Origin of the sequence: Candidatus Palauibacter polyketidifaciens (assembly GCF_947581785.1) — a bacterium.
GTDB classification, from domain to species: domain Bacteria; phylum Gemmatimonadota; class Gemmatimonadetes; order Palauibacterales; family Palauibacteraceae; genus Palauibacter; species Palauibacter polyketidifaciens.
Window position 1 is genome coordinate 93,924 of the sequence record NZ_CANPVO010000018.1, and the last position, 11,341, is coordinate 105,264.

Annotated in this window: 9 protein-coding genes and 1 tRNA gene; 4 read left to right on the plus strand and 6 right to left on the minus strand. The window is 65.9% G+C overall.

The annotated features are described in order from the left end of the window. Positions 1-28: 28 nt before the first annotated feature. Positions 29-3,505, minus strand: coding sequence for a DNA polymerase III subunit alpha (gene dnaE / locus RN729_RS05865; protein ID WP_310782745.1), 3,477 nt, complete (start codon positions 3,503-3,505; stop codon positions 29-31). 77 nt (positions 3,506-3,582) lie between these two features. Continuing rightward, positions 3,583-4,614 (minus strand): DUF4837 family protein, encoded by a 1,032-nt coding sequence (locus RN729_RS05870; protein WP_310782746.1) that lies wholly within the window; start codon positions 4,612-4,614, stop codon positions 3,583-3,585. Positions 4,615-4,683: 69 nt separating this feature from the next. Here RN729_RS05870 and RN729_RS05875 point away from each other — a divergent pair, with 69 nt between their 5' ends. Further along, positions 4,684-6,264, plus strand: a complete 1,581-nt coding sequence (locus RN729_RS05875; RefSeq protein WP_310782747.1) for an alkaline phosphatase D family protein — start codon at positions 4,684-4,686, stop codon at positions 6,262-6,264. Between the two features lie 86 nt (positions 6,265-6,350). Then, a tRNA-Ile gene (locus RN729_RS05880) sits at positions 6,351-6,425 on the plus strand. 275 nt (positions 6,426-6,700) lie between these two features. On the opposite strand, the gene RN729_RS05885 is transcribed toward RN729_RS05880, so the two are convergent. Together RN729_RS05885 and RN729_RS05890 are read right to left on the minus strand one after the other, a co-directional pair. Further along, positions 6,701-7,795, minus strand: a complete 1,095-nt coding sequence (locus tag RN729_RS05885; RefSeq protein ID WP_310782748.1) for a PIN domain-containing protein — start codon at positions 7,793-7,795, stop codon at positions 6,701-6,703. A gap of 299 nt (positions 7,796-8,094) precedes the next feature. Further along, entirely contained in the window at positions 8,095-8,379 is a 285-nt protein-coding gene (locus tag RN729_RS05890) for a MarR family transcriptional regulator (protein WP_310782749.1), read from the minus strand. Between the two features lie 135 nt (positions 8,380-8,514). On the opposite strand from RN729_RS05890, the gene RN729_RS05895 reads away from it, so the two are divergent. Both RN729_RS05895 and RN729_RS05900 read left to right on the plus strand, forming a co-directional pair. Beyond that, on the plus strand, positions 8,515-8,880 hold the full coding sequence (locus tag RN729_RS05895) for a VOC family protein (protein WP_310782750.1): 366 nt from the start codon (positions 8,515-8,517) through the stop codon (positions 8,878-8,880). Positions 8,881-8,893: 13 nt separating this feature from the next. Then, positions 8,894-9,667: an SDR family NAD(P)-dependent oxidoreductase gene (locus tag RN729_RS05900; protein WP_343218903.1), complete on the plus strand. Its 774-nt coding sequence runs from the start codon at positions 8,894-8,896 to the stop codon at positions 9,665-9,667. Here the strand turns inward: RN729_RS05900 and RN729_RS05905 are convergent. After that, positions 9,648-10,079 (minus strand): hypothetical protein, encoded by a 432-nt coding sequence (locus RN729_RS05905; protein ID WP_310782752.1) that lies wholly within the window; start codon positions 10,077-10,079, stop codon positions 9,648-9,650. The genes RN729_RS05900 and RN729_RS05905 overlap by 20 nt on opposite strands. A 41-nt stretch (positions 10,080-10,120) precedes the next feature. Then, the gene (locus RN729_RS05910; RefSeq protein WP_310782753.1) at positions 10,121-10,777 is read right to left on the minus strand and encodes a hypothetical protein; all 657 of its coding nucleotides are present in this window, start codon (positions 10,775-10,777) and stop codon (positions 10,121-10,123) included. Positions 10,778-11,341: the final 564 nt, after the last annotated feature.

An 11,341-nucleotide genomic window follows, 5' to 3' on the forward strand; every position in this document is an offset into this window, starting at 1 on the left:
AGCGGGGGGCCGGAGAGGCGCCGAACCGTCAGCGACTCCGGACCAGTCTCACGCCGCTTCCGCCGAGCAGTCCTCGCAGCTCTTCGACGAGGGTCGGCGTCGGGTCCACGCGCAGCGTTCGCGACGCGAAGCGCGGGGGTCGCGCCTCGTCTTCCGGCTCCGCGGGCCCGGCTTCGAGGTAGAGCGGGCCGCGACCCGGCGACGCCTCCAGCAGCTCCCGGGCCCGCGTGAAGGCGCCGGGCTCCGGCTGTTCGTCCTCGCGGAGTTCGATCAGGATCCCCACCTGTCCCTCGTCGCGCACATCCGCCAGCGGACGCACGGAGTCGAGGAAGACGGGCGGATCGTCGTCATCCCGCGAGTTGCCCGACACCGTGCCCGCGATCAGGACCGGGCGGTCGTCCGTGAGGAGGTCGCGGTTCTTCTGCCAGACGTCGCCGAACACGAGCGTGGTCGCCGTCCCGTGAAAATCCTCGATCGTGAGGCGCGCCCACTCCCGGCCGTCCTTGCGCGCGGTGCGGACCGAGGTCTCGGTGACGACGCAGGGGACCTCCACCTTCCGGTCGCGGCGCTCGCGCAGGTTCGTCGTCTTCGCCTCCAGCGAGTACAGCTCGACGAGATCCCGGTAGCGCTCGAGCGGGTGTCCGGAGATGTAGAACCCGAGGCGTTCCTTCTCCTCGCGCAGGCGGTCGCGCTCGCTCCACGCGGACACGATCGGGAGTTCGATTTCCGGCCGGGTCTCCGCCGCCTCGCCCCCGAACAGGCTCGTCTGTCCGCTCTCCGCCTCCTGCCGGCGGAGCTGCGCCTCGTTGAGCATGACCTCGAGGCCGGCGGAGAGGGCCGCGCGGTCGCCGAGGTCGTCGAGCGCCCCGGCGCCGATCAGCGCCTGGATCACGCGCGAGTTGTTGAGCCGCAGGTCGATCCGCTCGAGGAAGTCGATGAAGCTCTCGAACGGCGCCTCCTCCCGGGCCGCCTGAATCGACCGGATCGCGGAGTGTCCCACGCCCTTGATCGCGCCGAGCCCGAAGCGGATCGCCGACCGCCCCGGATCCTCCGGATCGTCGACGACCGTGAAGCGGTACCCCGACTCCTTCACCGAGGGGGGGAGCACCCGGATTCCGAGCGGCCGGGCCGCCCCGATGTACGACACGACCGCATCCGTGCTCCCGATTTCGGACGAGAGGAGGCCGGCCATGAATTCGGCCGGATAGTGCGCCTTCAGCCACGCGGTGCGGTAGGAGAGGAGCGCGTACGCGACGCTGTGCGCCTTGTTGAAGCCGTAGCGGCCGAAGGTGCGGATGAGCTTGGCGATCTCGACCGCCTTCGGCTTCTTCACCCCGCGCTCGACCGCGCGCGTGACGAACTCGCCGAGGACCTTGTCCGTGAGTTCGGCGTCCTTCTTCCCCACCGCCTTCCGGAGCACGTCCGCTTCGGCGAGCGAGAACCCCGCGAGCAGGTTGGCCGCCCGCATCACCTGCTCCTGGTAGGTGATGACCCCGTACGTCGGCTCGAGGACCTCCTTCAAGTCGGGGTGCGGGTACTCGACCGCCTCGCCGCGCTTGCGGCGGATGTAGACGTCCGTCATCCCGGAGTCGAGCGGACCCGGGCGGATGAGCGCGTTGACGGCGACGAGGTCGTCGAACCGGTCGCAGCGCATCGCGCGCAGCTTGTCCGTCGCGAGGCTGGACTCGAACTGGAAGACGCCGCTCGTGCGGCCGGCCGCGAGCATCTCGTACACGGCGGGGTCCTCGAGGCCGATCTCCTCCCAGTCCACGCGGATCCCGTGCCGTTCCGCCACGTTCCGCGCGGCGTCGTCGATCACGGTGAGCGTGCGCAGGCCCAGGAAGTCCATCTTGAGCATGCCCGCCTTCTCGAGCGCGTTCATGTCGAACTGCGTGATCACCGCGCCGCTCTTCGAGTCCGAGCAGATCGGCACGTAGTCGTCGAGCGGTCCCGGCGCGATGACGACGCCCGCCGCGTGCACGGAGCTGTGGCGCGCGAGTCCCTCGATGCGTTCCGCGTAGTCGAGGAGCTTCTTCACCTGGGCGTCCTCGCGGTCGCTCTCGGCGAGTTCCCCCACCTTCTTCCGCGCCTGCGCCACCGTGAGCGAGTACCCCGGCGACGAGGGCACGAGCTTCGCGAGGCGATCCGTGTCCGAGGGCGAGAAGCCGAGCACCCGGCCCACGTCCCGGATCACGGCGCGCGCCTTCATCGTCCCGAAGGTGATGATCTGCCCGACCGAGGCCTGTCCGTACTTCTCGCGCACGTAATCGATGACCTCGCCGCGGCGCTCGTAGCAGAAGTCGATGTCGATGTCCGGCATCGAGACGCGTTCCGGATTCAGGAAGCGCTCGAAGAGGAGGTCGAACTCGAGCGGATCCACGTCGGTGATGCCGAGCGCGTAGCAGATGATCGACCCCGCGGCCGACCCGCGGCCGGGCCCGACCGGGATGTCGCGTTCGCGCGCCGCGACGATGAAATCCCAGACGATGAGCAGGTATCCCGCGTACCCCGTGTTCTCGATGACCCCGAGTTCGTAGTCGAGGCGCTCGCTCACCGCCTCGGGCAGGGGATCGCCGTACCGGGCCTTCGCCCCCTCCGTCGCCTCGTGGCGCAGCATCTCCATGGGTTCGGGGAAGCGGTCCGGGAGCGGGAAGTCGGGCAGCTGGTACTGCTTCTCGAACTCGACGTTGCAGCGGTCCGCGATCTTCACCGTCTCGGCGAGCAGGCCGGGCAGGTCCGGGAAGAGTTCCGCCATTTCGTCGGCGGTCTTGAAGTAGCTCTCCTCCCCGTGGAAGCGGAGCCGGTCGGGGTCGTCCTTGTCCTTGCCCGTCCCGATGCAGAGGAGCGTGTCGTGCGCGTCCGCGTCCTCGCGCCGCATGTAGTGCGCGTCGTTCGTCACGACGAGCGGGAGTCCGAGTTCGTCGGAGAGCTGGATGATCCCCCGGTTCACGATGTCCTGCTTCGGAATCCCGTGGTTCTGGAGTTCGAGCCAGTACCGGTCCTTGAACACCCGCGCGTGCCACTCCGCCGCCCGCTTCGCGTCGTCGTACCGCTCGTGCATCAGGTAGCGCGGGACCTCGCCGGCGAGGCAGGCGGAGAGGCAGATGATCCCCTCCGCATACTTCTCAAGCATCTCGCGGTCCACGCGGGGGCGGCGGTAGAAGCCCTCCGTGTACCCGATGGACGAGAGCTTCACGAGGTTCGAGTACCCGCGGGCGTTCTCCGCGAGCAGGAGGAGGTGGGCGTTGAGGGCCGGGGCGCCCTCTTCCCGCCTGCGGGCCCGGCGGTCGCCGTACGCGACGTAGACCTCGCAGCCGAGGATCGGCTTGATTCCCTTCGCGCGCGCCTTCTCCTGGAACTCCCACGCGCCGTGCATGTTGCCGTGGTCCGTGAGGGCGATGGCGGGCATGCCGAGTTCGATCGCGCGGTCGATGAGGTCGTCGATCCGGTTCGCGCCGTCGAGGAGCGAGTACTCGCTATGTGTGTGTAGATGAACGAACGGCATCCAGGCGACCCTGTCCGGCCAGGCGTGTCAGGTTTGGCTGCTTCGGCTGCCTTGGCGGCCGCGGCAGCCGCGTTCGGCTAGGCGCCGGGGTCGACGCAGCGGAACGACCCCAGTATTTCCTGCAACTGCAGCATGTACTCGTACTTGGGCCGGTTCGGCGAATAGAGCCACGCATCGACGAAGTACGTGCGCGCCGGACAGTCGACCAGCCAGACGATGAACGGGCCCGCCGCAGGAAACCCGCCCGACTCATCCTGCCACACCCCGGTCACTTCCAGCGCCGGACGGCCCTCCCACATGAAGCTGACCACGCTCGAATTCGAGTCGTCGATGCGCTGTGGGACGTTGTAATGCGTGCCGTCGATCTCCGCCCGCCACTCCAGTGCCAACTCCCTCGTCAGCGAGTCCGCGTTCGGGCGCCAGGCGACGAGGACCGAGCGGATGAGTTCGCTCGGGTCCGGGTTGTCGTTGCGCAGGATGACGAGGCTGTCGCCCCCGCCGAGATCCCGCGCGATCCGGTCGTAGACCTCCGGGACGAGCATCGAGAAGCCGAACCGCCGCCCCAGATCCGTCACGAGCGCGGTGTCGCCGGCCGTCGCGAACATCCGCCGCAGCACGAGTTCGCGGTAGTTCGTGTCCACCGCGTTCAGGACCGACGGCAGGGCCGTCACCCACGACTCGGCTTCGCGGCCGGACCGCAGCAGGACCGCCGTCACGGTCTGGGCCAGTGCCCATACGTTGGAGGCCTGAAAGACGCGGCCCGGCTCGAGCGCGGAGAGATCCTGGCCCGCCTCGGCCGCCACCTCGAGCATGAGAGGATCGTCCGCCGTCCCGAACACGATCAGGTTACGGAACATCTTCAGTTGTCCGACGTTTTCGTGGCCCGGGTCGACGAAGCTCACCTCGTACTGCTTCTCGTCGCGGCTCGTGAAGATCGTGGGTTCGAGGACCTGCCGGGTCTCCTCCTCCACTTGCAGCGAGAGCGAGTCGGGAGCGAGGATGATGAGGCTGTTCGCCTCGCCGAAGGCCGTCTGCTTGCTGCAGGCGGAGAGGACCGGGAGCGCGGCCGCGAGGAGCGCCGTCAGGGCGCCGAGAGGACGGATTTTCATGCGAGTGAAGCTAGACCGGACGGCTGGCGGCGGCAATCGAAGAGAACCCCTCGAGGGACGGTTTTCGCCGTGACGTCGCGCCGCGATTTCCTCGCCGCGTGGACCCGCTCCGCGGCGTTCTGCGCGCTCGCCCCGCTGCCCCTCGCGCAGTTCGGCCCCGGAGCCTCCGTGCGCGGCCGCGAACTCGGCCCGCGCGCCGCCCGCCCGGTGTCGGCGGACCAGTTCCCGTTCGAACTCGGCGTGGCCTCCGGCGAGCCCGCCGCCGACGGCGTCGTCCTCTGGACCCGCCTCCTCGCCCTGCCCGGCGACCCCGCCACCGCCTTCCCCGTCCGGTGGGAAGTCGCCTCGGACGAGGGATTCCGGAGCGTCGTCCGCAGCGGAGAAGCCGCCGCTCTCTCCGAACTCGGCCACTCCGTCCACGTGGAGGTCGACGGCCTCGACCCCGAACGCGACTACTGGTACCGGTTCCACGCCGCCGGCGCCACGAGCCCCGCCGGCCGCACCCGCACCGCCCCCGCCCCCGGCGGGCTGCCCGACCGCTTCGATTTCGTCTTCGTCTCCTGCCAGCACTACGAGCGCGGCTGGTACACCGGCTTCCGCCACATGGCCGCCGAATCCCCCGCCCTCGTCGTACACCTCGGCGACTACATCTACGAGAGCGGCCCCGGCGACCCGGACAACGCGGACCTCGTGCGCCTCCACGACACCGAGGAACCGCGCACGCTCGACGGCTACCGCGCGCGGTACGCCCTATATAAAAGGGATCCCGACCTCCAGGCCGCCCACGCCGCCGCCCCCTGGGTCTTCACCCCCGACGACCACGAGGTCGACAACGACTGGGCCGGCGAGCACCACACCGAGGAGATGAGCCGGGAGGCGTTCCTCGCGCGCCGCGCCGCCGCCTTCCAGGCGATGTACGAGCACTTCCCCCTCCGACGGACGTCGCTCCCCACCGGCCCCGACGCGCAGCTGTACCGCCGCCTCGACTTCGGCTCGCTGATGCGGCTGCACGTCCTCGACACGCGCCAGTACCGCACCCTCCAGCCCTGCGGAGGCCGCCGCCAACCCCCCTGCCCCGAACAACACGCCGAGTCCGCGACCATCCTCGGAGCCTCGCAGTCGGACTGGCTCCTCAACGGCCTGGATCAATCCGGCGCTCGCTACAACGTCCTCGCGAACCAGGTCTTCATGGCCCGCCTCCTCGAGGGCACCGAGACCCTCACCCTCCCCATGGACAAATGGGACGGCTACCCCGCCGACCGCGCCCGCCTCATGACCTTCCTCCACGAGCGCCGCCCCTCGAACCCCGTCGTCCTGACCGGCGACCTCCACACCAACTGGGTCAACGACCTCAAACTCGACTTCGACCGCGCGGATTCTCCGGTCGTCGGAACCGAATTCGCCGGAACGTCCATCTCCTCCAGCGGAGACGGCGTCGACACCGGCCCCCAGGGCGAAAACGCCATGAGCCACAACCCCCACATCAAGTTCTTCAACGCCCAGCGCGGCTACGTCCGCTGCCGCCTGACGCCGCAGCACTTGCGAACCGACTTCCGCGTCATGCCCTACGTCACCCGCCCCAACGCCCCGATCGCCACCCGCGCCAGCTACGTCGTCGAAGACGGAATCCCCGGCGCCCAGGAAACTTGAACCCACCGCGCCGCGCCCATAGGATGGAGTCCGCCCGGCGCCCGGCCCTCCGTCAGCACGGAACGGTCGCGCGCCGGTCTTCTTCGGGGCCCGTAGCTCAGCCTGGTTAGAGCGCACGCCTGATAAGCGTGAGGTCGGTGGTTCAACTCCACCCGGGCCCATGACTCCCGCCTCGGTATCCCAGCCTTAGCCTTGGCTCCGAATCTGGAGCGACCTCACGGACGGCCAAGTCGCCCAAGTAGTTCAACCGAGCGCCCCCACAGGGCGCGAGCTCGGTGAAGCATCGGCCCCGCAGGGGACGCTGCTTCACCAAATCTACCCGGGCCCACGCTCCCCGGTTATGAAGCCCCGGTCGTTTTCCCTCCGACGGGACGGGGAGCGACCTCGCGACCCATGAGCCGACGGTGTGCAGCCGTGTCAGCAGGTTCAAGCTCGGTCAGTGGTAGTAATAGGCATCCTCGAAGTCGTCCGTAACGACCAGGTCCTCAGCTCCGAACTGCGCCGATGAGAGCGTAATGTCCTGGTCGTCCCGCTCGAGTTGCACGAAGATCCTAGCAGTGATGCTGTCCCGGATCTCCGCGACGCCGTATTCCTCAGCAACATAGTACCCGTCACTGGAGTATGATACGTCTTGATATTCAACTTCTGCGGAGACGAACAATCTGACGTGCGCAAGACAGGAGACCCGATCCTCATCAACACGCAAGACCGTGACATCTTCGATTTCTTCGATTTCTTCGATTTCCAGGCCGAGGACGTCGCCTTCATATCTCTCGCCATCGTAACGGCCGCCGACGCTGTCGATATGCTCCGATAGCGCCTCTTGTAGGTCGTCCAGGAGTGGCGGTTCGTCGAACGTGGCCGCGATAGTCGCAGCGATATCGTGATCTTGAGCCGCTGTAACGAGAGGAAACAGGTTATCGAGACTCTTGATCGCAACGAGATGGTCAAGATCCTTCGCAGCACGCTGTACCGCCTTGTCCCTGGAGACGACATAGATACTCTCGTCGGCATCGGCACACCATTCTTGGAGTGCGAGAAGAGCGCTGGCGTCCGGAAATTCCTTGCTGTTCTTCTCGTCGAAGGGAGCCTGACCACTAAAATACCGGTCAAGCACTGGTCCAATCTGGAGGTCGGCAGCGCTATGCTCACGCGCGTTCCATTCGTGACGCAGTTTCCGTTCAAAATCCCGAAAGGCCTTGCTGGGTTCGGCCGGTTCGCTCAGCGGATCGGGGACCGGGAGGCGATGAGGGGCGTGGAAATAGCGGTTGTTCCAACGGGTCAGGTCACGGACGACCTTATTGTGATCCTTAACCAGCTGGCTCTCCATGGTTCGGATCTGTCTACCGACTTCGCGCAGGGTCACGTCCGTGGTGTGCAACACGAAGACCTCGTCAGCTAGGTAACCGCCTAGCACTGTCATAATCTCCGTGTTGAGGTCGTGGCGATTGGAGCGAAAGACTTCCGTATCGAGGAAGATGTGCCGAGTTGCAGGGCCGACCGACTGCTTATCGTTATCTGTGTCTGTCACTTGTATCCTTCACTGTTGGCCATTCGGCGACGATAGGTGCTCCACTTCCCGGTCACGTCCTACCGCATCGAGGAGGGCATGAACGAAGGGACAAGAGCAGAAGCGACCGGGTGAACCGGCCTCGATTTGCTGGACACGTCAAGCTACCGTCCAAAGATGGATCAGAAAACTGTGATCGGTCGACGACGGAGTGAATGAACGCTACGATCTGGTTGGCCGCTCGGGGGTCGGCATCCCTCGCATGCTATCCATGCACCCCGTAGTGCGCGGTCGAGCGACGCCGCGCGAGCCAGGACCCTTCAGCGCGAGCTCTGCCAGGGCCGCTTCACGGCGTAGCGGCCGACGGAAGTGATGCTGTCCCGCTCGATGTCAACGAGCCCGCGGCGTTGCAGCGTGGCCAACGCGGCTTGGACCGCCCGCTTGGACAGGCCTGTCCCCTCCGCGATCTGCGTCAGGCTCAGCTCAGCCGCTTCATCGGCCGTCTGCCGATACAGATAAAGGTAGGTCAGATAAGCACTGGGGTGCCGATCGTGCCCGACCAGATCGGGCAGAAGAACATCGATGACGTGGGGGTCGATTTCCATCGATCAAAGCTGGCCGCGTGAGAGGCATGTGGCAACCGTTGCACTAGCAGACCGTTCACGCCTTGACCCCGCCAGACCGGCTGGCTTTGACTACGGCCACCCGCGAGGACTTTTTTCAAGCCATGGAGGGCCGCAATGATCCGACGAATCAAGTTCACTTCAATCCCCGTCCACGACCAGGACGCCGCACTCGATTTCTACACAAGCAAGCTGGGCTTCCGCGTGATGACGGATCAGCCACTCGGTGAGCAGCGCTGGATCGAGCTGCGCATCCCGGGAGCGGACACCCGCGTGGTACTGTACACCCCTCCCGGCCAGGAAGATCGCGTCGGAACGCCATCGAATGTGGTCTTTGCGAGCGACGACGTGCGGGCCACGTTTCGCCAGCTGGCGGAGCGAGGTGTGAAGTTCATCGCCGAGCCGGAAGAGCAACCGTGGGGCACTTTCGCGACGTTCAGCGATCCGGACGGCAACCAGTTCGTCCTTTCATCCAGGCACTGAGAGGGTGACAGCTCTGAACGGAGTCTGCGCGCTGGTGACAGGGGCAAGCCGCGGCGTGGGGCGCGGCATCGCGCAAGGTCTGTACCGCGCGGGTGCAACGGTTTACGCAAGCGGCAGGTCCATCGAAACCGCCGACCTTGACGACGCGATCGTCCGCGTAGCCTGTGATCATTCCGATGACCAGAGCGTCGACCGCCTGTTCGAACGGATCGTGACCGAGCAGGGACGGCTCGACGTACTCGTCAACAACGCCTGGGGCGGTTACGAGAACATGGTCGAGGACGGCCGGTTCACCTGGTCGGCGCCGTTCTGGGACCAGCCGCTATGGCGTTGGGCGGCGATGATGGATGTCGGCGTACGGGCCGCATTCGTTGCCAGCCAGCATGCCGCACGGCTGATGATGCCGTGTCGGCGCGGTCTCATCGTGAACGTCTCGCAGTGGGCAGCGCAGAAGTACCACGGTAACGTGATCTACGGCGTCTCGAAGGCCGCCACGGACAAGCTCACGGCCGATATGGCCGTCGAGCTGCGCGACCATGATGTTGCCGTCGTATCCCTGTACCCTGGCCTCGTGCGAACGGAAGCAGTGCTTGCGGCCGGGGTCTTCGACCTCAGCAACTCGGAGAGCCCCGAGTTCATAGGCCGGGCCGTGGCCGCTCTGGCTGGCGATCAGGACGTCTGCCGGTGGACCGGACAGGTGCTCGTGGCGGCCGCGCTCGCCGAACACTACGGCTTTGCGGACATCGATGGGCGGTCGCCCCGGCCGCTCACGCTGACCGATGTCTGACGTTCGGGCTCTTCCCGCGCAGAGCACGATCGAAGTTCGTGGTAATGGGCCGAGTCTTCCCCTCTCGATTCTGGCCGAGCGTGAGCAATGCGTCGTGTGTGGTGGTGGTGGCATCTGGGATCCGCGCGGTGAGAATGGTTGCCACCTGCCTACGGACGGCTTCACGGCCACCGACATGGTTCTCTTCGAGAAGGCGGATGGCCGTATCGTACTGCTTGTCGGAGATCGCGCGTTGCTGGAGATCGTTCGGCGTTACATTCAGGGCTTCGAATAACTGACTGACCAATTTGCGAAAGCCTGGAAGATCCGCGCCTTCGGACACTCCGGCGCCAGCAAAGAATACGACACGTCCCTCCTCATGCTGCCGAAGCAGGGAGTCCGGAACATCGGGGCCATTCGCCAGGAATTGCATGTCGTGGTCCTAACCCGACGCTTGAGGTGGCGTCGCGGAGGTCAGCACCCCCGCCAAGTCCGCACAGCTCGCCGGTAGAGCTTCGCGAAGCTCGTTGAAGCGAGGATCTTCGATATCGGGAGAGAGCATGGCGCCGTGCGCGTGGTTCGAAGCATTTGGCCCTGGCTTGCGTGAAGGCCAGGAACAAGGAGATGGACGGCCAGATTCACGTCAGACCCCTTCTCCTCCATCGTATGGACTTCGGTCACGACGGCATCCGGGTGGGGCCGGGTGCGTTTTCGCCTCCTCTTCTTCCCCTTGGCGGGTTGGTGATACGTGCCGACCGGTAGCGTCTGTGTAGGCCCCGAAACCGAGTGATCGCCGGCGGGCATGGTGACAGGGTTGGGAGTGCGGATCCGCCGTCCCGCGACCGGAAGGTTGCTTAAGGGACGCCAAATCGTCTTGGAGAAAAAAGTCCCCCAAATAACTTCGACCTCGGGCAGGGTGGCGAGGGCGTTCACGTAGGCCTGCTGCCGAGCTGGTGCGCCGGCGTCTTGAATCCCGGACACGCGGGCGGTGAAGTACTTCAGTTTGCTGACGGAGTAGCCGCCAGGCAGCAATTGGTAGGCGAGCTTGACGGGGTCGAGCCACTTGAACGCCGTGTCCTTGAGGGCACCGTAGTACAGGTTGAACCCGTCGACGTAGACTCGAGTCCTCAAGGGCAACTCCAAAAAAGCAAGGGCCACTCCAAAGGAGCAGCCCTTGAGCCGACAGCACGCTGCCGGCGGGTATCTGACCGAACGTTACCACGCCTTAGTCATACGTGCAAACCCGCCAGCCGGGCTAACGAAGGAGTCTAGGCGGCCGATCATCATCCGGCTTGGGTCGCGAGGCCTTGGCAGGTGCTGCGAAAGCGGCGATGCGTGGTTCCCGAGGGGACCCTGTGGGACGATCTCGACCGCCTGCGGGGGAGGCCCGGGTTGAGGCCCAAGGGGCAACAGAGGCGAATCGGGCGGCGCGGTGGCGAGCGTCGAGCCGCCATCGTCCCCGAGCGAACACGCTCGGTCGAAAGACCGCCGCGGCGAGCAGAGACACGACCGCTTGACCGGGTGCTGGTCCGTCCAAATGCTGGCCATTTGATGCCGTTGTTCCGGCCATTTGAGCACGGCAGATCCAGACATCGTCCATCGAAAAAAATGGCAGATCGTGCAGTCCGAATTGAACTTAAACGATTTCTTGCCGGGATTCACGCCATCTGGGAGACACCTGATAAGCGTGAGGTC